Raw genomic sequence first — 22197 nt, 5'->3', positions numbered from 1 at the left:
ATTGTCAACCAGCCATTTGCCAGGCAATTCATGTTCGCCCGCCCGGGCCGCGGCGGTCAAGGCCGGGCCAGCTTCTTTTCCCAGGGCCGGCATGGTAAGCTTGTTTCATTGGGACGATTCGCGAGAAAGGTTTTGCTTTTTTGAGAACTCCATGGTAGATGAGTCGCACACTTGTGCAGTATCTCTTGCTTGAATGGATGAAAAGTACACCTTGCCGGCCGCACAATCCTCTTTTACCGAGGGTGCGGTTTTTTTGTTTTTTTGTTTATACCATGGCGGCTGGACCCATTACAGGCAGGAAAAGAAGAGACGCAGCCCCGCATGTGGCGGGGCTTTTTTTTATTGCAGCGCCGGCCCCTGCGGCCCCTGCCCCCCCATTTCCCAGGAACAAAAGACATGACCTCATTCGCAGCACTCGGCATCCACCCGGATATCATCCGCGGCCTGGAGGAACTGGGCTTTACCGAGCCCACCCCGGTCCAGGAGCAGGTAATCCCAACGGCCCTGGAGGAACGGGCCGACCTGGTGGTGCTCGCCCAGACCGGCACCGGCAAGACCGGCGCCTTTGGCATCCCCCTGCTCCAGCTATGCGATCCCGGCCGGAAAAAACCCCAGGCCCTGGTCCTCTGCCCGACCAGGGAACTCTGCCTCCAGGTGGCCCGGGACCTGGCCGGTTTCAGCCGCTTCCAGGCGGCGATCACAGTGGTCCCGGTGTACGGCGGCGCGCCCATCGACCGCCAGATCAAGGCCCTGCGCCAGGGGGTACAGATCATTGTCGCCACCCCCGGCCGTCTCCACGACCTGCTCCGCCGGGGGGTGGCCGACCTGTCCGCCCTCCACGCCGTGGTGCTGGACGAGGCCGACGAGATGCTGCAGATGGGTTTCCAGGACGAACTCAACGCTATCCTCGGCCAGACCCCGGACAACAAGACCTGCCTGCTCTTTTCCGCGACCATGCCCAGGGAGGTGGCCGGGATAGCCGGCCGCTACATGCGCCGGCCGCGGGAGATCGTGGTCGGCCGCCGCAACGGCGGGGTGGATACCGTCAGTCATCTCTTTTACCTGGTCCAGGCCCGGGACCGCTACCCTGCCTTGCGGCGCATTGCCGACAGCATCCCCGGTCTCTATGCGATCATTTTCTGCCGGACCCGGCAGGAGACCCAGGAGGTGGCCGACCGGCTGGTCCGGGACGGCTACCGGGCCGACGCCCTGCACGGCGACCTGTCCCAGGGCCAGCGCGACCAGGTGATGAACAAATTCCGTTGCCGCCAGGTAGAGCTGCTGGTGGCCACCGATGTGGCGGCCCGGGGCCTGGACGTGCATGATCTCACCCATGTAATCAACTACAACCTGCCGGACAGCGCTGACAACTACACCCACCGCAGCGGCCGGACCGGCCGGGCCGGCAAGGCCGGCGTCTCCATCGCCCTGATCCATTTAAAGGAGCAGTACAAGATCAGGGAAATTGCAAGCCGGCTGAAGGTCAAGTTCAAAAAGGCCCGGGTGCCCACCGGCCTTGAGGTCTGCGAGAAACGGTTGCTGGGCCTGATCGATACCGTGGAAGCCGAGTCAGTGGATCATGCCGCCATCGAGCCCTTCTGGCCGGTTATCTCGGCCCGGCTTGCCGGTCTGGAGCGGGATGAGCTGATCAAGCGGTTCGTCTCCCTGGCGTTCAAGGAGACCCTGGCGGCTTATCGCAACGCCCCTGACCTCAATGTGCCCGATAGTCGTAGCCAGGGACCGCCGAAGCAACAGCCAGGACCCGGGCCGGACCGGCATGGCGGCCGGACCCGGTTCACCCGGTTCCGGCTCAACGTGGGATACAAGGACGGGATGCAGCCCAGACGGCTGATCGGGCAAATCAATGAAATCATGGGTCCGCGGATCAGGGTCGGCAAAATAGAGGTCAGCGAGCACACCACCATGCTGGAGGCGGACAGCCGCTTCAGCCCCCAGGTGGTCCGCGCCTTTCAGTACCTGATGATCAACGGCAAACACGTTGTCATCGAAACGGGCCGGGACCGGGAGGAAAAAGGGCTGAAAACCAACAGCCGCAAACCATTTAAAAAAACCAAGCCCTTTGGCCTGAAAAGGAAACAGCCCCGCATCCCTGCAAAAGGCTGAAAACAACCGTAACAGTCCTTCCCCTCAGCCCTTTGCCGCCAGGTATTGCTCCTGAACCGACTCCAGCCCCTCCCAGCGGTCATAGGCGGCAGCCACAATCCTCTCCAGTTCCGCCAACCGCTCCCTGGCCCGGGCGATCTCAGCCCCATCGCCCTGGTAGAACGCCGGACCGGCCATGGTAGCGTAGAGTTTTTCCTGCTCCTGCTCCAGGGCCTCAATCCGGCCGGGCAGCCCTTCCAGTTCCCGGGCCTCCTTAAAGGTAAGCTTGCGCGGTCCGTTGGCCCGTGACTTCACCCGTTCCTTTTTGATCGTTCCAGCCGTCCCCTTGTCCGGTTCCGGCGTTGCCCGCTGCCGGAGCCAGTCATCATAGCCGCCGGCATACTCCCGGACCAGGCCGTTGCCCTCAAAGACCAGGGTGCTGGTGACCACGTTATTGATAAAGGCCCGGTCATGGCTGACCAGCAGCACGGTGCCGCTGTAGTCCAGGAGCAGCTCTTCCAGCAGTTCCAGGGTCTCCATATCCAGGTCATTGGTGGGCTCGTCCAGTACCAGGATGTTTGACGGCCGGGCAAAGAGCCTGGCCAGGAGCAGCCGGTTGCGCTCGCCGCCGGACAGGATCTTAACCGGCGAGCGGGCCCGGTCCGGGGTAAAGAGAAAATCGCGCAGATAACCGATCATATGGCGCTGCCGGCCGTTGATCTCCACAAACTCGGTGCCGTCCCCCAGGTTGTCGATCACGCTCTTCTCCCTGTCAAGCTGATCGCGCTGCTGATCGAAATAGCCGGGCGCAAGGTTGGTGCCCAGCCGGATTTGTCCTTTTGTGGGGGCAAGTTCGCCGAGCAGCAGGCGGAGCAGGGTGGTCTTGCCGATCCCGTTGGGGCCGATCAGGCCGATCTTGTCGCCCCGGAAAACCGTGGCGGTCAGATCTTTTATGATCTCCTTGCCGGTATCGGCAAAGCTGTAGGAGACCTTCCGCAGGCTTGCCACCAGCTTGCCGGACATGGTGGCCCCGGCCACCTCCATCCGCACCCGGCCCAGTTGTTCCCGCCGGGCCCGGCGTTCCTGCCGCATTTCGACCAGGGCCCGCACCCTCCCCTCGTTTCTGGTCCGGCGGGCCTTGATCCCCTTGCGGATCCAGACCTCCTCCCGGGCCAGTTTGCGGTCGAACTCGGCCTGGTGGGCACTCTCAACGGCCAGGGACTCCTCCTTGCGCCGCAGATAGGTCTCGTAATCACCCGGCCAACTGGTCACCCGGCCCCGGTCCAGATCGAGTATCCGGGTGGCCAGCTTCTGTAAAAACCAGCGGTCATGGGTGACAAAGAGCAGGGCCGGGCCGCTGTTGAGCAAAAATTCCTCCAGCCAGGCAATGGACTCGATATCAAGATGGTTGGTGGGCTCGTCCAAAAGGAGCAGGTCCGGGCCGATGGCCAGGGCCCGGGCCAGCAACACCCGCCGTTTCATCCCGCCGGACAGATGCTCGAACAGCTGACCCGGCTCAAGCTTGAGCCGGGTCAGCACGGTATCGATCCGCTGCTGGAAGCTCCAGGCCCCGCTGGTCTCAAGTTCCTGCTCCACCGCTGCCAGATCATTAAGCAGGGATTCGCCGGACTCCCCGGCCAGGCGGGTGATCAGCGCATGATGGCGGGCAAGAGGCCCCATCATCCCGCCCAGGCCGCCAGCCACCACATCAAAGACACTCCCGGTCAGAGATCCGGGCACCTCCTGATCCAGCCGGCCGATCCGCAGGCCCGGCCGGCGCAGCACCCGGCCGCTGTCCGGGACCAGATCGCCGGCCATCAGCTTCATCAAGGTGGACTTGCCCTCTCCGTTGCGGCCCTTCAGACAGACCCGTTCACCGGGCTCGATCCGCAGGGAAACCCGGTCAAGGAGCGGAGCGTTGCCAAAACCGAGACAGACCTCCTGAAAGGTAATTAGTGCCATGGACGTAACCGTTCAACAAGGGCGCAAAATCAGCAACACCACCGAAACCGCAACCGTTCGGCAGTGGTCCGGGTGTGCGTAGGCAGACTGGTGAGCTTCGGATAAAAAATAAAAGAGGATCTTTACCGGCAATAAAAAAAGGGGGGGCAGAGGGTAAGGAGGGGGGCAACCAATCAGCGGCGGTTCCTGCGGGCCTTTAATTCGGCCGGGGAGATCTCGCCGTCGAATTTCAACACCTCCACCTGGCTGTCGTCGATGTCCTCCAGGCCGGGGATCAAGACCGAGGCAAGCTTTATGCGTTTTTGCAGAAAAGCGGCATAGGCCCTGTCCCATTCCTTGATATGATAGACATACCAGTCGCCGAACAGGTAATAGAGTTCAGAGGCCAACCCCTTGATCGTTCCCTCTTCTTTTGTCCGGCGGTACAGGGCTTCAACGTCTTTCCGCAGTCTTTGATGCTGTTTCCGGTGGCCCTCCAGGCGATCATATTTATAAAGCTTCATCATCCGCTCCTCAGCGGCAAAATGCTCATCCACGTACAGCATGAGAAAGGCCAGCGCATTGACGATATCCCGGACGTTCTCCTTTCCGCCTTCCGGGAAGAGCACCGCGTTTCCCCGGGCAAAAAGCTCCCGGTGCTGGTTGTCGATCTCTTCAATACCGGTGAGAAGATCCTCGGTGAGTTGCAAACGTTCCATGATCCGTGGCCTCCTTCAGGGACCCGGTATTTTCCGGATCCCTTACTCCTTTTCCATCCGCCCGGCATCCATCCCGGGATTAAAGCCGGTTATTTCCGCCGGGCAGCGAAATCCCCATATTTCTTGTCCTCATTCATAATATGGTGTTCAAGCCAGTTTCTCAATGTTTTCATGATCTGGGTATTCAAGACCATCTTCCCCTCCTGGACCTGATTATAATAATCGATGATCCGGACATAGAACACCGCATGGATCTTCTTGTGCTCCCCCAGGCCGGGATAGTCAATCTGCCGCATGTACTCTTCTTCGTGGTCAAAATGATAACGCACATACTCTCTCATCTCTTTCAACGCGCGGAGCGCCACTTCACGGAGTTCACCGGCATCTGAATTCAGCAGGGCCTCATGCAGTTCATTGGTCATCCTGATCCATTTTTTATGTTGCGTATCGATCTCATCATTTCCCACGCTTAAGGAGTCATTCCATTCAATCAACGGCATCTACTTACCTCCTCCAACCCATCCAAGGTTTTCAACCTGATCCGTAATCCTTATTCGTTGATTTTAAATTAAACTGTTACTTATAGATAGCATATTTTCAGGTTGGTCTCTGTCTGGAACCGGGTACAATGCCGGCAACATGACCGACACAAGATTAAAAATCGAATCCGGTTGATCGCGGCGAGCAGTTATTGCTGCAAGGAACGCAGCAGGGCCAGATTCTCGATATCTTCCTTCAGGTCCTTGCCCTTGGGGGTCTCCAGGGTCATGGGATGGCGGGCGAAGCGGGGGTCGTTGACCAGCAGGGCAAAGCCGGTACGACCGATGGCGCCCCGGCCGATATGGGTATGACGATCAACCCGGCTGCCCAGTTGCCTGATCGAATCGTTCAAGTGAAAAAACTTGAGCCGGTCAAGCCCCACCACCCGGTCAAATTCGGCAAAGGTTGCCGCGTAGCTCTCCGGGGTGCGGAGATCGTAGCCCGCGGCAAAGGCATGACAGGTATCAAAGCAGACCCCCAGTCGCGCGCCATGACGGGACTGTTCGATGATCGCGGCCAGTTCCTCGAACGAGGCGCCGAGACTGGTACCCTGACCGGCAGTGGTCTCAAGCAGCACCATCACCTCTTCGGCCCCGGCGGCCTGCTCCAGGGCCAGATCGAGATTGCCGGTAAAACGGCGGAGCCCCTGCTCCGGGCCGTCGCCGAGATGGGCGCCGGGATGCATCACCAGCCAGGGGATGGCCAGGGCCGCGCAGCGGTCAAGCTCATCGGCCAGGGCGGTAATTGACTTGGACGCAATCTCCGTCTTAGGCGAGGCAAGATTGATCAGATAGGAATCATGGGCCGCGACCAACGGCCGGCCCGCCTCTTCCCAGGCTGTTTTAAAAAGGGCGATCTCTTTGGGAGCAAGCGATGAAGCCCGCCACTGTCGCTGGTTCCTGGTGAAGAGCTGCAGGGATTCAGCCCCGGCCCGGTGCATCCGCTCCAGGGCGAGATGGAGGCCGCCGGCCACTGACATGTGCGCGCCTAGAAAAGGCATCACTCCTCCCTGACAAAGGTTTCCGTTCAAACCAGCGCCACTATACCAGGCAAAAAGGGGATAATCAATTCCTTCCCCGCTCCCCCTTGTGCGGAGAGCGGAACAGACGCTTGACAGCTCGGACCAAAAGCACTTTAATGCGGCCAGATATTGGATGGGAAAAAGAAAGTTATTTTAACCGGCTACCGGCCTCGGAAGGAACGGAACATGGCAGGCAACACCTATGGCAAGGTTTTCCGGGTCACCACCTGGGGCGAGTCCCACGGCACTGCGGTGGGCGCGGTAATCGACGGCTGCCCGCCGGGTCTGCCCCTGGACCCGGCCGGTATCCGGAAAGACATGGACCGGCGGCGGCCCGGCAAGGGCGGCGGCGAGAGCCCGCGCCAGGAACCGGACCGGGTGGAGATCCTCTCCGGGGTGTTCGAGGGGATGACCACCGGCACCCCGATTGCGCTGCTCATCCATAACAAGGACGCCCACAGCAAGTCATACGATCACTTAGAAAAAATATTCCGGCCCGGCCACGGGGACATCACCTATCTCAAAAAATACGGAATCCGCGACCACCGCGGCGGCGGCCGGGCCTCGGCCCGGGAAACCGCGGCCCGGGTGGCGGCCGGCAGCGTGGCCCGGACCCTCCTGGCCACGGCCGGGATCTCGGTGCTGGCCTATACCGTGGCCCTGGGCAAGATCGAAACCAGCCGGCGCGACCTCGACCGGATCAATGACAACCGGCTCTTCTGCCCGGACAACGAGGCAGCGGCGCGGATGGAGGAGCATATCAATGCTGTGCGCGCCGACAACGACTCCCTGGGCGGAATCGTCGAAATCCAGGCTTCCGGCTGCCCGGCCGGGCTGGGTGACCCGGTATTCGACAAGCTGGACGCCACCCTGGCCCACGGGCTGATGTCCATCGGCGCGGTCAAGGGGGTGGAGATCGGCGCCGGTTTCGAGGCGGCCCGGCTCACCGGCTCCACGAACAACGACCCGATCACTCCGCAGGGATTTGCCTCCAACCGGGCCGGCGGCATCCTGGCCGGGATCTCCAACAGCGATCCGATCATCGCCCGGGTGGCGGTCAAGCCGATCCCGTCCATCGGCCGGGAACAGCAGACCGTTGACCTGGACAACAATCCGGTCACCATCCGGGTCGGCGGCCGGCACGACATCTCGGCCATCCCCAGGATCGTGCCGGTGTGCGAGGCCATGGTCTGCCTGACCCTGGCCGACCACCTGCTCCGTCAGCGGGCCATCTCCTGAAAAGCGGTTTTTTCATGGCTACCAATAAACAAATCGAAAAAATACATAACATCTGGCTGGTCACCCGGGAGTATGCCGGACTGGCCGGCGCCGGCGGGGTCAAGGACGTGTGCCGGCAACTGGCCGAGGCCCTGGCCCGGACCCGGCGCAGGATATCGGTGGTCCTGCCCTGTTATGGATTCATGGATCCCGAGGCCCTCGGCTTTATTGAAACCGACCGGTTCCAGGTGGACATGAACTACGCCCTCAAGGAGCGGCGGGAAGAGGTCTCCATCCACCAGCAAGAGCTGAACCGGGTCAGGATCTTTCTGGTTGACAGCGAACGGTACCGGGAAAAAAGGGGAATCTACACCTATACCGCCGACGAAGAGGCGGCCATCCCCTGGCACAAACAGGGCACTGCCTATTTCGACTATTTCGCCATGAACGTACTCCTGCAGAAGAGCGGGCTGGCGCTCATGGTCCGGCTGGGCGAAAAACCAGGGGTGATCCATTGCCAGGACGGCCACACCGCCATCCTGCCGGCGATGATGCACGAGATGGAAGGGTTCCGCCACTATTTCCGCGGAACCGGCGCCGTGGTCACCATCCACAATGCCGGGGTCGGCTACCACCAGGAGGTGGAAGACCTGCCCTTTGCCCGGGCCATCTGCGGTCTGCCCGAGCAGGTGGTAATGGATAATCTGCTGGCCGACCGTTTCGATCCCTTGCTCGTTGCCTCACGCTACGCAGTACTGAACACGGTAAGCGAGAACTATGCCCGGGAACTGCAGGAGACCGAGGACGACATGCTCACCGGCTGGCTGGGCCGGCGGCTGCTGGCGGACGGGGTCGTCCTGGCCGGAATCACCAACGGGATCAACCCGGCGGATTTCGATCCCCGCCATCCGGAAAAACTGGGGCTGGCCGCTGCCTTTGCCCCGGGCCGGGGCGATTTAAAGGGCAAGAAGCTGTGCAAGAAGGCGTTACTGGCCGACATCAATGCCAGGCGAATCAGCGGGGTGATCCAGGTCGGGAGCCTGGCCGTTGACCCTCTTCAGCCCCTGTTCACCATGGTCGGCCGTTTGACCTCCCAGAAGGGCGTGGACATCCTGATTGATGCCCTGAGGATACTCCTTGGCCGGGACAAAGACTTTCAGGTCCTGCTGCTGGGCTCCGGGGCCCGGGAACTGGAGCTGGCCCTTGATCAGCTGGCCCTGGCCCCGGCCACTGCCAACCGGATCTGTGTTCTGCACGGCTATGACCCCGGCCTGGCCAACCAGGTCTATGCGGCCGGCGATTTCCTTCTTATCCCTTCCCGGTATGAGCCCTGCGGCCTTACCGATTATGTGGCCCAACTGGCCGGCAACCTCCCCATTGTCCGCCATACCGGCGGCCTGGTCAAGGTGATTGACGGGGTCACCGGCCTGGCCTATAGCGAACACTCGCCCCGGGCCCTGCTGGAGACCATGGAACGGGCCCTCACCCTCTTCCGGGAGCAGCCGGCAAAACTTGCCGGGATGCAGGTCGCGGCGATCCGGACGATCAACCGCCACTACACCTGGACCAAGGTGCGGAACCGCTACCTGGAGTTGTACCGGACCGCCGTGGAAATGACCGGGGACGGAGGACGGAAGACAGAGGACGGAAGACGGAAGACAGAAGACGGAAGACAGAGGACAGAGGACAGAGGACAGAGGACTGAAGACTGATACTAATCAGATACACTACATAAACAAACTGTTGTAAACCATAAGGAGCATATTCATGACAATTCGAGTCGGAATCAACGGGTTCGGCAGGATCGGCAGAAGCATTTTCCGGGCCCAGGACATGGATGCGGCCTTTGCCGATGTCGAAATCGTGGCCATTAACGATCTCACCGACAATCGAAGCATTGCCCATCTTCTCCAGTATGATTCAGTGATGGGCATCTTCCAGCAACAGGTCCGGGAGGACGAACGCGGCATCACCGTGAACGGACGCCGGGTGGAAGTCTTCAACCACCGGCAGCCGCGGGACATCCCCTGGGGTGATCTGGGGGTGGACTATGTGATCGAGTCCACCGGCCGGTTCACCGAAAAAGACAAGGCCCACGCCCATATCGAGGCCGGGGCCGCCAAGGTGGTGATCTCGGCGCCGGCCAGGGGCGAGATCAAGACCATTGTCATGGGGGTGAACGAGGACGAATACGATCCCACTGAACACCATGTGGTTTCCAACGCCTCCTGCACCACCAACTGCCTGGCGCCCATGGTCCGGGTGATCCTCGACCGGTTCGGGATCAAGCGGGGACTGATGACCACGGTGCATTCCTATACCAATGATCAGCGCATCCTTGATTTTGCCCACAGCGATCCGCGCCGGGCCCGGGCCGCGGCCCTGTCGATAATCCCCACCAAAACCGGGGCCGCCACCGCCCTGGCCCTGGTGATCCCGGAACTGAAGGGCAAGTTCGACGGGCTCTCGGTCCGGGTGCCCACCCCCAACGTCTCGCTGGTTGACGCGGTGATGGAGGTGGAACGGGAGACCACCCCGGCGGAGATCAACCGGGCCCTCAAGGAGGCGACCAACCGCTACCTCGGCTATTCCGACGAACCGCTGGTCTCCATCGACTACCAGGGCAACCCCCACTCATCGGTGGTTGACGGCCTGTCCACCAAGGTGGTCGGCACCACGGTCAAGGTACTCACCTGGTATGACAACGAATGGGGCTATTCCAACCGGGTCCTGGACCTGATCCTGCACATGGAGGCCAACAAAGCGCTGTAAGGGATGCGGGCGCCTTATGCCTTGCGCCTTTGGCTGAAACTTTGCTCACCATTTAACCAGACCGACGCGGCGTCCTTATGTCCATGGCAGAAAAGAAACCGACCCCTGACCAGGTCATCGAATCCGATGCCCTGCGGGTCAATCTTGAGGAAACCGCCACCAGGGAAGTGACCATCGACCCTTGCTTTCGGGTTCTTTCCGAAATAGTGGGCCGGTTCCGGGGAATCCGCAAGGGTATCGACGAGTTGCTCTACGAGAGCAGCCACCCCTTCCGCAACTGGACGATCATCATCCCCAGGCTGCGCTCCTTTGTCCTCAAGAACATCAGCCATTATCTGCCCCACCAACGGGGTCCGGAGGCCTTTACCCGCTTCACCGCCCTGTTCTTTACCGCCCTGGCCGAATCACAGCGGAACAACACCCTGCTCGGCCAGACCATGGAGGCGCTGCTGGCCTATGTGGACAAACTGACCGGCCTGCTCGACCCGGCTGGCCTGGCCCGTTACGAACAGGCCCTGGCCGGCTGCTTTGTCCGGCTGCACGGCCTGGACGAGAAAACCTTCATGTTCATGGTCCAGGGTCATCATCCGATGAAGGCCATTGCCTTCCGGCTCCTGGAAATTGCCAAACAACAGCCGGACACAACAACCTATGACTTTCTTCCCCTGGCCCGGCTGATGCAGCGGGTCCTGACCCTGAACTACCAATACTGGTTGAGTGAAAAAGATACCATGGCCTGGTTCGAGGAGGCCTGCGGCACCATGTGCGAGGGCTGGGAGGCGGGCAAGCTCTTCAACGCCATCTCCCACCGCCGGATCCGCGGCCACCTGGAGCGCCTCCAGGAGGTGGCGGTGGAAAAGGACCCGGCCGCGGCCCTGGGCCGGCTGCTGACCATGCCCTCCCACGTTGATTTTGTCCGGCTCTACAAGGAGATCACCGGCAAACTCGGCGAAAGCAACAAAGGGCCGGCAACCACCGGATCCGCGCCGGCCGACCGTTTTGCCGAGAACCGCAAGCTCCTCTTCCTCTTCCGGATCATGGAGACCTCGGGCCTGGCCCTGATCCACGAAGAGACCCTGCGGGAGATCAACCGCAGCCTGGTGCTGCTTATCCGGCAGCAGAGCTTTGAGGAGATCGAGAGTTTTCTGCTCACCACCTTCCAGCTGCTCAAGGTCAATGTCCGCCGTTACCCGCACACCTCGCTGCAATGCATCCAGGTCCTGGGCACCGAGGTCTTCAACCGGGGCAACAGCCGGCTGGTGGAGGCCTTTCTCTGGGAGTCGGTTCGTTTCGGCTTCCAGTACGCCAATGTTACCGGGGTGGACGAGGACTGGCAGCCGATCACCAACCCGGCCCACCTGGCCAACATCCGGGTCTGGACCAACCTGATCGTGCAGGAGCCGAAATGGTGCTCCACCCTGTTCTCCGCCCTGATCATCAACCTCAAGCTGTCAGGCACCTGCGTCAAGGATACCGACCTGTTCCAACGGGATATCAGCCGGCTGCTCAACCATCCCATTGAGCCGATCTACAACCTGTTCAAGCAGTTTGCCAAGCTGATGCCGGTATTCTTCAACGAGATCGGCGCCGAGGGTGAACTGCGGGACGTATCCACTGACCTGGACGAGATCCACAAACGCCAGGACCAGCTTATCCACTTTCTCCGCAAACAGAGCCATGTGGAAAGCAGCAACCTGATCGTTGACTTCATTGAGGCGATCTTCGCCTTCTGGCAGGGCGGCGACAAGGAGCTGCTTGCCCCCTTTCTGCCGGAGGAGGTGCTGGGCCAGGTAGACCGGCACGGACCCTTTGTCGATGACCTGCGCCGGCTGATGAAGAGAATCATGGAACTGGATGAAATCGAAACCATCGGGGATCTGCTCGGATGGGACGAGTCCCGGCGGGCCACCTTCCTCGCCCAGCAGAAGGACCTGCCCGGCACGGAACTAAAACGGTTCGACCTACTGGTCAGGATGTACAAGCTCCTGCACCAGAAGTACAACCTCGGTTTCCAGGAGTTGCGGATTCAACTGGAACAGGCGGCCAAGGGCGGCTTCCCGGAGATGGAACAGCTGCTGGCCGATCTGGAAATCTGCGACACCCACCAGTGCCTGAACGCCCTGCTCAGCCACCTTGAAAAGTTGAAAGGGATCATCCTGAGCGACCAGGTGTTCGAGGCCAGGGAGGACATCTACTACAAGCGCCATATCGCGGTGGACATCCCCTCGGTGTACGGCCGGTACCGGGAAAAAAAGTTCGATGCCCTGGGCCTTACCTTCCGGCTGGAGAACCTGGCCAACATCTACCTGGAAAAACTGCCGGAAACAGCCAACCTCTCGTTCATCACCCGGGCGACCTTTATCCGGGTCATCAAGTGTCTCCGTCTCTACCTGCGGGCCCTGAAGATCGACGGCATTGTCAGCCGCCGCCTGGAGACATCGGTCCAGCTGCTGTCAAGCTCGCTGGGAATCAAGCGTTTCTCCTACACCCAGTACCTGGACATCTTCCGCGGCCTGTCCGAGGGGGTCAAGGATGTAATCTACGCCTACTACACCAATATCCATCAGAACAATCTGTCGATCATCATCCCCCAGATCGGCGCGGCCAACCTGCTCACCAAGTACCGCCCCCTCTGGGACGACACTGACATCAACTCCAGCATCCTCCGGCTGTCCGAGGCCTTTTTCCGCAACCTGATCGCCTCCACCTTCGGACTCCAGCACCTGGACAACTTCATCACCCGGATCATCCAGACCCTGGAACGGCAGAAGGAGGTGCTGGACGAAAAGGACCTTGACCTGTTGATGACCTATAACCCGGAGATGGCGGTAAGTTCCCTGCACCACCGGAACCCCCGCACCAACAACCTGATCCAACTCGGCAACAAGGGCTTCAACCTCACCGTGCTGGCCGAGGAAAACAAACCGGTGCCGCCGGGTTTCATCGTTACCACCGAGATCTTCCGCTGCTGGCCGGTGGTCCGCGGTTTCCAGATGGCCCGCGAAGAGTTCATGCGCCAGGTACGCAAGGAACTGAGCGCGGTGGAGGAGCAGAGCGGCCGTTGCTACGGCGACCCGGCCAATCCGCTGCTGTTGTCGATCCGGAGCGGCGCCCCCATCTCCATGCCCGGGATGATGGCCACGGTCCACAATGTCGGCCTGAACCAGGACCTGGTCGAGGAGTTTGCCAGACTCTCGGGCCAGGAGTATCTGGCCTGGGACAACTACCGCCGTTTTCTCCAGTCCTGGGCCATGACCAAGGGCGTGGGCCGGGACACCTTCCAGAACCTGATGAACGCGGCCAAGGCCAGGCATAATGTCCAGTTCAAAAGCCAGTTCACCCCGGCCCGGATGAGGGAACTGGCCCTGGAGTACCAGAAGACGATCCGCAGCGTGGGGATCGGTATTCCCGAGGACCCCTGGCTGCAACTGATCGGGGCCGTGGAAACAGTGCTTGACTCATGGAACACCAAGAAAACCAGGGACTACCGCGAGCTGATGGGCACCTCCGACGCCTGGGGCACCGCGGTCATCGTCCAGGCGATGGTCTTCGGCAATCTGGGCCCCGACGCGGGCAGCGGCCTGCTGTTCACCGCCCATCCCTATCGCAAGGTGCGGCGGGTGGCGTTGTGGGGCGATTATGCCATGGGCGACCAGGGCGAGGATATTGTCAGCGGCCTGGTCACCACCTACCCCATCTCGGTGGAACAATCGGAGCTTGACGGCCGGTCCAAGGATTTTTCCCTTGAAGTGCGGTTCCCGGAAATCTACCGGGCATTACTGGCCCTGGCCCGGGAGCTGGTCTACGACAAGCGGTGGGACCCCCAGGAGATCGAGTTTACCTTTGAGGGACCCGGGGCCGAGGCCCTGTCCATCCTCCAGACCCGGGACATGATTACTATCAAGAAAAAAGAAAACGTCTATGTCTTTGTCAATCCCGAGGCAGTGACAACCGCGCTGCTCGGCACCGGCATCGGGGTCTCGGGCAGCGCCCTGGCCGGCCGCGCCGTGTTCACCGCCCAGAACCTTGCCCAGCTGCGCCGGGAGGACCCGGACACCCCCTTGATCCTCATCCGCCAGGACACGGTGCCCGAGGACATCAAGGAGATCGCCGCGGCCGACGGCCTGCTCACCGCCCGCGGCGGCCAGACCTCCCATGCCTCGGTGGTTGCCACCCAACTGGAAAAGACCTGCGTGGTGGGCTGCAAGACCCTCAAGGTATACGAGTCGGCCGAGTACTGCGAGATCAACGGCCAGGTCATCCGCTTCGGTGAGCCGGTATCCATCGACGGCCGCAAGGGACTGTTTCTCAAGGGCCATCATCCGATAACCGAAGAGGTGCATATCCTGCCGATATAAGATGACGGGTAAGAGGTGATGGGTTATGGGTGATAAAAAAAGGGATGGGGGACTGCCGCTAACCTCTAACCAATAACCCGATACCGCAACATTCTGCGGTTCGATATTCTACATTCATAACCGTTCACCGGGGGTACGGATTTACGGTAATCTTATGCCCGTAAGCGTTTACCAGTGGCTTAGATTCGTTCATTTGGGACTGCGAAGCATACTGGTGCTATTCGAGCAGGCCAAAATGGGCGAAGATGAGGTGCTGGTGAACGCTTACCTACATTCATAATTCTACCTTCCTAAGGGGGGTTTCCATGCGGGATGTACTGACTACCTGCTGTTACTGCGGCTGCGGCTGCGGCCTGTACCTGCGGGTCGTTGACAACCGGGTGACCGGGGTCATGCCCAGCCGCGGCCACCCGGTCACCCGCAACAACCTCTGCGTGCGGGGCTGGCACATCCACGAGTTCATCCATGACCCGGCCCGGCTGCAGACCCCGTTGCTCAGAAAAAACAACGAGCTGACACCGGTCTCCTGGGACCAGGCCCTGACCGCGACCGCAACCGCGTTTGCCCGGATCCGCGACCGGCACGGCGGCCGCGCCCTGGGGGTGTTGGCCTCGGCCAAATGCACCAACGAGGAAAACTATCTGCTGCAGAAATTCGCCCGGGCAGTGCTCAAGACCAACAACGTCGACCACTGCGCCCGGCTCTGACACGCGCCCACGGTGGCCGGTCTGGCCACCACCTTTGGCAGCGGCGCGATGACCAACTCGATCAATGAGATCGAGAACAGCCAGGTGATCCTGGTCTCGGGCTCCAACACCTCCGCGACCCATCCCCAGGTGGCCCGGAGGATCATGGATGCCAGGGACCGGGGCGCCAGGTTGATCGTCATTGATCCCCGCCGCACCTTCATGGCCGAGCATGCCGATATCCACCTGGCAATCCGGCCGGGCACCGATATCCCGCTGGTCAATGCGATGATGCGGATCATCCTTGACGAAAACATGATCGATGACGTGTTCATCGAGATGCGGGCCGAGAACTTTCATGCCCTGCGCGACATGCTCCTGCGAATCGACCTGAAGGAGACCGCGTCCCTGACCGGGCTGGCCTTGGACGAGATCTCCCGGGCGGCCAAGCTTTACGCCCGGGCGAGCAAGGCGGTGATCTGCTACTGCCTGGGAGTGACCCAGCATATCTGCGGCACCGACAATGTCCAGTCCTACTCCAACCTGGCCATGCTCACCGGCCATGTGGAGCAGGAGGATACCGGGGTCGATCCCCTGCGCGGCCACTCCAATGTCCAGGGGGCCTGCGACATGGGCGCCCTGCCCGCGGTCCTGCCCGGCTACCAGTCGGTGGCCGATCCGGATGTCCGGGCGAAATTCGCCCGGGCCTGGCAGACCGAGCTGCCCGCCGGGCCGGGCCTGACCCTGCTGGATATGACCCATGGCGACCAGGTACGCGCAATGCTGATCATGGGCGAGAATCCGATGCGGAGCGACCCCACCCTGGCCAAGGTGAAAAAGAAGCTGGAGCAACTGGAGTTTCTGGCGGTTTCCGATCTCTTTCTCAGCGAGACCGCAACCCTGGCCGACGTGGTTTTTCCGGCTGCCTCCTTTGCCGAAAAAACCGGCACGATCACCAGTTCCGAACGGCGGGTGCAACTGGTTCGCCAGGCCATTGATCCCCTTGGTTCCAGCCGCTCCGACTCGGAGATCGTCATCGGCCTGTCCCGCTGCCTGGGCTATGAGATGGACTATGAATCAGCAGCCGAGATCATGGAGGAGATCGCCCTCTTGACCCCGATCTACGGCGGGATCTATCACAACCGGCTGGAGGATTCCTGGGGCCTGCAGTGGCCCTGCCCGGACCGCTCCCATCCCGGCACCCCCTATCTGCACAAGTACGCCTTTACCCGGGGCCGGGGCCGGTTCGTGCCCACCCGTCACCAGCGGCCCAGTGAAAGACCGGACCAGGACTATCCCTTTGTTTTGAACACCGGCCGCCTTTATCACCACTTTCACACCGGGACCATGACCAGGAAAAGCCCGATGCTGGTCCGCGAGGGGGGCAGGGCCCGGCTGGAGATCAACCCGGTTGACGCCGGCCGCCACAAGATCGGCAACGGCGATTGGCTGCGGCTGGTCTCCCGCCGGGGGGAGATCGAGCTCCGGGCCGAGATAACCGACCGGGTCGTGCCAGGGGCGCTGTTTACCAGCTTCCACTTTACCGAGGCGCCGGTTAACTTTCTGACCGTGGATGCCCGGGATCCCAAGGCCCAATGCCCGGAATACAAGATATGCGCGGTCCGGATCGAAAAGGTGACCCATGCTTGAAACCTGTATCCTCGGAAAAGACCATCTGCCGTCCCTGCTCCGGCGGCTGAAGAAAAACCACCGGCTGGTGGCGCCGGTCCGCAACCGCCAGGGCGACACCCTGTTCACCCTGATCCAGGAACTGGACCAGGTCGACATTGATCTGGAAAACCAGGCAATCGCCTCGGCCAAGCCCTACCTCTTCCCCCAGCAGGAGACCCTGTTCACCTATGAGATATCAGCGGCCGGCGACTACCGGTTCACCCCGCTCAACTCGGCCGCGGACACCATCTATTTCGGGCTGCGCTCCTGCGATCTGGCGGCGATCCTCTACATGGACGTGACCTTTCTCGGCCAGGCCAAGGATCCCTATTACCTGAAACGCCGCGAAAACGCGATCCTGATCAGCATCGGCTGCACCCAGCCCTTTGCCAACTGTTTCTGCAACGCCACCAAAAGCGGACCCTTCCTCGAAATGGGCTATGATCTCCAGTTCACCGACCTCGGCGACCGCTACTTTGTCGAGGTGGGCCGGATCAGGGGCCGGGAACTGATTACCCGGCTGGGTCATTTCTTTACCCCGGCCCGGGAGGAGGATAAAAAGGCACAGTACCAGCTCTCCCTGGAGGCCCGGGGCAATTTCCATCGCCAGGTCCAGGTGGAACGGGCGATCCGCCGGCTGCGGGAGGACCGGGTTCCGGACGCGATCTGGGAGGCGCTTTCCCGCCGCTGCCAGGACTGCAGCGGCTGCACCTATATCTGTCCGACCTGTACCTGCTTCACCATCCGCGATCAGGCGGTCACCGCCGACTCCGGACTGCGGATCCGCAACTGGGATGCCTGCACCTTTGCCGGGTTCACCAGAATGGCCGGGGGCCATAATCCGGTGGACCACCAGACTCAGGCGATCCGCCGGCGGTTCCGGCATAAACTTCTGCACGACGTGACCAGACACGGCCGGCCGAGTTGCGTGGGCTGCGGCCGTTGCATTGATATCTGCTTCGGCGGGGTGGACATGGCCCGCTTTGTCGCCATGGTCTGCGAGGAATAGAAAATGACAATCAACCACACCATTGAGAACAGCTATCTGCCCCGGCCGGCCCGGATCAGCGAGGTAATCGAGGAAAACTCCCGGATCAAGACCTTTGTCCTTAGCTTTGCCGACCAGGAGTTGAACCGCTCCTTTTCCTACCGGCCGGGCCAGTTCATGATGGTCTCGATCCCCCATTGCGGCGAGGCGCCGATCTCATTCTCTTCCACCCCCAGCCGGCCGGGGACCATCCAGCTGAGCGTCCGCCGGGCCGGCAGACTCACCGATGCGATGCATCAACTGGGGACCGGGGCGATGGTCGGCCTGCGCGGCCCGTTCGGCCGCCCCTTTCCCCTGGACAGAATCATTGGCCGGGACCTGCTGTTCGTGGCCGGCGGCATCGGCCTGGCGCCGTTGCGCTCGGTGATCAATTACTGCCTGGACCAGGACAACAGCTATGGCCGGCTGACCATTCTTTACGGCAGCCGCACCCCGGATGATATTGCCTTTAAAAGGGACCTGGACCTGTGGCGGCAACACCCCAGGGCCACCTGTCTGCTGACCGTGGACCAGACCCGGCCGGGCTGGGACGGCCCGGTGGGGGTGGTTACCGGCCTGCTCGATGCAATCGAGGTCACCCCGGCCAACACCGTGGCCCTGGTCTGCGGCCCGCCGCTGATGATCCGCTTTGTCCTGGCCCGGCTCAGCCGCATCGGGCTCAAGGAAAAAAACATCATCACCACCCTGGAACGGCAGATGAAGTGCGGTCTGGGGATCTGCGGCCACTGCCACATGGACGGCCAACTGGTCTGTGTGGACGGCCCGGTATATACCATGGCCCAGTTGCTGGAGCTGGACGTGATGGAGCTGCACCCATGAACGACGAGACAAAAAAAACATTCTCAATTCGCTTTGAGCCCTCGGGCCGGGTGGTGAAAGTGGAGACCGGGATTTCATTGCTCCAGGCGGCCCGGCAGGCCGGGATCCATATCAACGCATCCTGCGGCGGCAGCGGCCTGTGCGGCAAGTGCCGGGTGATCCTCGAACAGGGCGAGGTAACCGGCGGCCGCAACGAGAAACTGACCGAAGCGGACTATGCCCGGGGTTTCCGCCAGGCATGCCTGGCCCTGGTCGACAACGATCTCACCGTCCGGATCCCGGCCGAGTCCTCGTTGGGAACCGGCGGACTCACCGTTGAGGTGCCCCCCCGCCACCGGGCCGGGATCCGGATCTTCAACGTCGGGGAGCTGAAAAGAGAGGGGGTCTTTATCCCGCCGGTGGAAAAGATGTGCCTGGAGTTGCCGCCGCCGGCGGCCAACGACAACATGGCCGATGCCGGCCGCCTGCTCCAGGGGCTGAAGAACCAGTATGACGAACGGCGGATCGTGATCACCCTGGCCTCCCTGCGCAAGATCAGCCGCAGCCTGCGCCAGCGCGACTTCCTGGTGACCGTGACCCTGGCCCGGCCGGTGAACGAACAGGGCAAGAACATGATGGTCAACATCCAGCCCGGCAACTGGGTGAACCGCAGCTACGGCCTGGCCTTTGATATCGGCACCACCACGGTGTACGGCAACCTGCTTGACATCCAGACCGGCAAGGTGCTGGCCAGCGGCAGCAACTACAACGGCCAACTCGGCTACGGCGAGGACGTGATCTCCCGGATCATCCAGGCGGAAAAACCCGGCGGCCTGGCAATGATGCAGGGCCTGGTGGCAGAGACCATCAACGGGATCATCGCCACAATGCTCAAGAAAACCGGCATCGACACCGATGAGATCACCTCGATCACCCTGTCCGGCAACACCACCATGACCCATCTGCTCCTGGAACTGGAGCCGGACAACATCCGGCGGGCCCCCTATGTGCCGGCCAGCATCTTCTTCCCGCCGATCCGGGCCACCGACCTGAACCTGAACCTGGGCGACCATGCGGTGGCCCTGCTCTATCCGTCCATCTCCAGCTATGTGGGCGGCGATATCGTCGCCGGGATCATGGGCTCCGGCATCTATCGCACCGACAAGCTCACCCTGTACGTGGACATCGGCACCAATGCCGAGATCGTTATCGGTAACCGGGAATGGCTGGTCTGCGCCGCCTGCTCGGCCGGGCCGGCCTTTGAGGGCGGCGGCATCACCCACGGAATGCGGGCCGCGGCCGGGGCGATCAGCGACTTCAGCATTAATCCGCGCACCCTGGAACCGATGAACATCACCATCGGCAACCGGCCGCCCCTCGGCATCTGCGGTTCCGGACTGCTGGTCATCGTGGCCAGCCTGCTGGAATACCGGGTGATCGATCCCCGGGGCAAGTTCAACCGCAGCCTGGACACCCCGCGGATCCGGGCAGGAAAGAGCGGCTACGAGTACGTGCTGGCCTGGGCGGACGAGACGGGACTTAAGCGCGACATTGTTATCAACGAGGTGGATATCGACAACTTCATCCGGGCCAAGGCCGCTATTTTCTCGGGGATCAAGACCCTGGTGGAAGAGGTGGGGCTGCAGCTCACCGACATCGAACAGATCATCCTGGCCGGCGCATTCGGCAGTTTTATCGACCTGGACAGCGCCATTACAGTGGGATTGCTGCCCGAGGTGGAGCCGGAGCGGATCCTCTACGTGGGCAACGGCTCCCTGCTCGGCTCCTGGATGAGCGAGATGAGCAACCATATCCGCAGGGACGTGGTGGAGGTGGTGCGCCGGATGACCAGCTTCGAACTGTCGGAGGTGGTCCGGTTCAAGGACCAGTACGTGGCCTCACTTTTCCTCCCCCATACCGACCTTTCCCTTTTTCCGAACGTGCGGGAACGGCTCGACCAGCTGGCCGCCCTCACTGCCGGCGACAGGTGAGGTGATAAGTGGGGTTAACCTGCGCCAATGAACTCGAGATAGTTCTCCCATAGCTCGCCGATATCGTTTCGCAGTTGCAGGGGATTGAAATTGTTAATCAAGGCGTTGCGGATACCGCAATCCAGGAAATAATAACGGCAATCTGTTTTTGTACGACATACATGGGAATCTCCGTCATTGAATTGACGGAATTCTCCGGATTATAGTCACAAAAGGCAAGTTATTTAACAAGGTGGTGGTGATAATAAGGGCGGGTGATAAGAAATCGCTTTTCGGCCGGATCCAAAAAAGATGAACTCGTAACAACCCGAAAGGCTTCAAATGCCACCCAATAAAATCAACAAGTTACAAGACGAATCACGTCCGTCGAGCGGGTTGTTGCGAGACCGACAAAAAAGGCTCAGTACATATTAGGCCAGCGTCTCCCTGCCCGCCTCGTCATCTCTGGCCAGGCGCACGCCGTTATGCACGGGAGAAAAAGATTGTTCACGGATTATGCATCTGGGCATTCACAGGGACATGGGACTTAGACTTCACTAGTTTCTTTGAGTCAAATTTTTCTGTTCCAATCGAGAGCCAGGGAGTCATGTATCCATGCGAGAGAAGATTTGTTTTTTTTGATCCAGGGAGCAGTCCGAGCGGAAAAACCACTTATTTGTACCACATAGGCGCGGGGCTGGTAGCAGGAGGGGTTTTACTGAATGTTTACAAATTCTCAAATAATCAAGGAAAACGCCTATAAATATCTTTACGGTGCAAAAAACGTATCATTTCTATGGCACCTTCGGTCATTTTAAGACCAAGCCGATAATCCCCAACCTTGAGCCTGAAATATTCTGTGTATCCTTGGATCTTTTTAACATCCTTTAGCACGGTTAATTCGTCAACTTCTTTCATCGTTTGAATAAGTACCAAAAGGCGTTTCTTTACGATAGCCTGGTCCTTGATTTTGTCGAGGTCTTTGCTGAACTTCTTTGTGTATCGAATCTTCACGGCACTTATGCCCGCAGCTTTGAAAGGATATTTTCTTCCGCGACATATTCTCCTGTATCTCCTTCCTCTATAGCCACGCCGAGTTTCATATCCAAGATAGCCTCGGATACAGCATCTTCCAATAAATCCTTTCTTTCCGTCAGAACGCTGACAAAAGCCTCTTTCATCAATTCCCTGAGTTCCGACCTTGAAATTTCTTGTGTATCCATATGAATACTCCTGTAAACATTCAGTAAACCCCCTCCTATCGGGAAAGGGGTTTTCTTCTACCAACGGCCGCTCCATTGAGAAGGGCCGGCTGTTCATAAACAGGCTATCAAGCAGGAACTCGCTTCGCC

General features: G+C 60.5%; 14 protein-coding genes. 9 read left to right on the top strand and 5 right to left on the bottom strand.

The window, feature by feature from the left end:
- Nucleotides 1–396 precede the first annotated feature (396 nt).
- On the top strand, nt 397–2124 hold the full coding sequence (locus L3J03_04815; protein ID MCF6290300.1) for a DEAD/DEAH box helicase: 1728 nt from the start codon (nt 397–399) through the stop codon (nt 2122–2124).
- 24 nt (nt 2125–2148) lie between these two features.
- Here L3J03_04815 and L3J03_04810 read toward each other — a convergent pair whose 3' ends face one another.
- The 4 genes from L3J03_04810 to L3J03_04795 all read right to left on the bottom strand — a co-directional run bounded on the left by L3J03_04810 (nt 2149) and on the right by L3J03_04795 (nt 6303).
- Nucleotides 2149–4065 carry an ATP-binding cassette domain-containing protein gene (locus L3J03_04810; protein ID MCF6290299.1) on the bottom strand — a complete coding sequence of 639 codons (1917 nt, stop codon included), beginning with the start codon at nt 4063–4065 and terminating at the stop codon, nt 2149–2151.
- A 173-nt stretch (nt 4066–4238) separates the two neighbouring features.
- A complete protein-coding gene (locus L3J03_04805) occupies nt 4239–4763 on the bottom strand; it encodes a hemerythrin family protein (protein MCF6290298.1) in 525 nt (174 codons plus the stop codon).
- 89 nt (nt 4764–4852) lie between these two features.
- Nucleotides 4853–5263: a bacteriohemerythrin gene (locus tag L3J03_04800; GenBank protein MCF6290297.1), complete on the bottom strand. Its 411-nt coding sequence runs from the start codon at nt 5261–5263 to the stop codon at nt 4853–4855.
- 188 nt (nt 5264–5451) lie between these two features.
- Nucleotides 5452–6303 (bottom strand): deoxyribonuclease IV, encoded by an 852-nt coding sequence (locus L3J03_04795; protein ID MCF6290296.1) that lies wholly within the window; start codon nt 6301–6303, stop codon nt 5452–5454.
- 207 nt (nt 6304–6510) lie between these two features.
- On the opposite strand from L3J03_04795, the gene aroC reads away from it, so the two are divergent.
- The 8 genes from aroC (at nt 6511) to L3J03_04755 (ending at nt 20866) form a co-directional block, all read left to right on the top strand.
- Nucleotides 6511–7563 carry a chorismate synthase gene (aroC, locus tag L3J03_04790; GenBank protein MCF6290295.1) on the top strand — a complete coding sequence of 351 codons (1053 nt, stop codon included), beginning with the start codon at nt 6511–6513 and terminating at the stop codon, nt 7561–7563.
- Between the two features lie 14 nt (nt 7564–7577).
- Nucleotides 7578–9254 (top strand): glycogen/starch synthase, encoded by a 1677-nt coding sequence (locus tag L3J03_04785; GenBank protein ID MCF6290294.1) that lies wholly within the window; start codon nt 7578–7580, stop codon nt 9252–9254.
- Nucleotides 9255–9309: 55 nt separating this feature from the next.
- A complete protein-coding gene (gap, locus tag L3J03_04780) occupies nt 9310–10314 on the top strand; it encodes a type I glyceraldehyde-3-phosphate dehydrogenase (GenBank protein MCF6290293.1) in 1005 nt (334 codons plus the stop codon).
- Between the two features lie 77 nt (nt 10315–10391).
- The gene (locus L3J03_04775; protein MCF6290292.1) at nt 10392–14672 is read left to right on the top strand and encodes a phosphoenolpyruvate synthase; all 4281 of its coding nucleotides are present in this window, start codon (nt 10392–10394) and stop codon (nt 14670–14672) included.
- A gap of 305 nt (nt 14673–14977) precedes the next feature.
- On the top strand, nt 14978–17008 hold the full coding sequence (gene fdhF / locus L3J03_04770) for a formate dehydrogenase subunit alpha (protein MCF6290291.1): 2031 nt from the start codon (nt 14978–14980) through the stop codon (nt 17006–17008).
- On the top strand, nt 17001–18038 hold the full coding sequence (locus tag L3J03_04765; protein ID MCF6290290.1) for a 4Fe-4S dicluster domain-containing protein: 1038 nt from the start codon (nt 17001–17003) through the stop codon (nt 18036–18038). The genes fdhF and L3J03_04765 overlap by 8 nt, the downstream gene beginning before the upstream one ends.
- A 3-nt stretch (nt 18039–18041) precedes the next feature.
- On the top strand, nt 18042–18896 hold the full coding sequence (locus L3J03_04760; protein MCF6290289.1) for an FAD/NAD(P)-binding protein: 855 nt from the start codon (nt 18042–18044) through the stop codon (nt 18894–18896).
- Nucleotides 18893–20866 carry an ASKHA domain-containing protein gene (locus tag L3J03_04755; protein ID MCF6290288.1) on the top strand — a complete coding sequence of 658 codons (1974 nt, stop codon included), beginning with the start codon at nt 18893–18895 and terminating at the stop codon, nt 20864–20866. The genes L3J03_04760 and L3J03_04755 overlap by 4 nt, the downstream gene beginning before the upstream one ends.
- Nucleotides 20867–21589: 723 nt before the next feature.
- On the opposite strand, the gene L3J03_04750 is transcribed toward L3J03_04755, so the two are convergent.
- Nucleotides 21590–22197, bottom strand: a 608-nt coding sequence (locus L3J03_04750) for a type II toxin-antitoxin system RelE/ParE family toxin (protein MCF6290287.1), incomplete at its 5' end; no start/stop codon positions are given.

It is taken from the genome of Desulfobacterales bacterium (assembly GCA_021647905.1).
Taxonomy (GTDB): Bacteria; Desulfobacterota; Desulfobulbia; order Desulfobulbales; family BM004; genus JAKITW01.
This window is presented reverse-complemented; position numbering and strand designations above follow the sequence as displayed.

Coding starts and splice junctions, on each gene's coding strand:
- L3J03_04795 (MCF6290296.1), bottom strand. CDS start 6,303: ATGCCTTTTCTAGGCGCGCACATGTCAGTGGCCGGCGGCCTCCATCTC.
- L3J03_04800 (MCF6290297.1), bottom strand. CDS start 5,263: ATGCCGTTGATTGAATGGAATGACTCCTTAAGCGTGGGAAATGATGAG.
- L3J03_04815 (MCF6290300.1), top strand. CDS start 397: ATGACCTCATTCGCAGCACTCGGCATCCACCCGGATATCATCCGCGGC.
- L3J03_04765 (MCF6290290.1), top strand. CDS start 17,001: ATGCTTGAAACCTGTATCCTCGGAAAAGACCATCTGCCGTCCCTGCTC.
- L3J03_04805 (MCF6290298.1), bottom strand. CDS start 4,763: ATGGAACGTTTGCAACTCACCGAGGATCTTCTCACCGGTATTGAAGAG.
- aroC (MCF6290295.1), top strand. CDS start 6,511: ATGGCAGGCAACACCTATGGCAAGGTTTTCCGGGTCACCACCTGGGGC.
- L3J03_04810 (MCF6290299.1), bottom strand. CDS start 4,065: ATGGCACTAATTACCTTTCAGGAGGTCTGTCTCGGTTTTGGCAACGCT.
- gap (MCF6290293.1), top strand. CDS start 9,310: ATGACAATTCGAGTCGGAATCAACGGGTTCGGCAGGATCGGCAGAAGC.
- L3J03_04785 (MCF6290294.1), top strand. CDS start 7,578: ATGGCTACCAATAAACAAATCGAAAAAATACATAACATCTGGCTGGTC.
- L3J03_04755 (MCF6290288.1), top strand. CDS start 18,893: ATGAACGACGAGACAAAAAAAACATTCTCAATTCGCTTTGAGCCCTCG.
- L3J03_04760 (MCF6290289.1), top strand. CDS start 18,042: ATGACAATCAACCACACCATTGAGAACAGCTATCTGCCCCGGCCGGCC.
- L3J03_04775 (MCF6290292.1), top strand. CDS start 10,392: ATGTCCATGGCAGAAAAGAAACCGACCCCTGACCAGGTCATCGAATCC.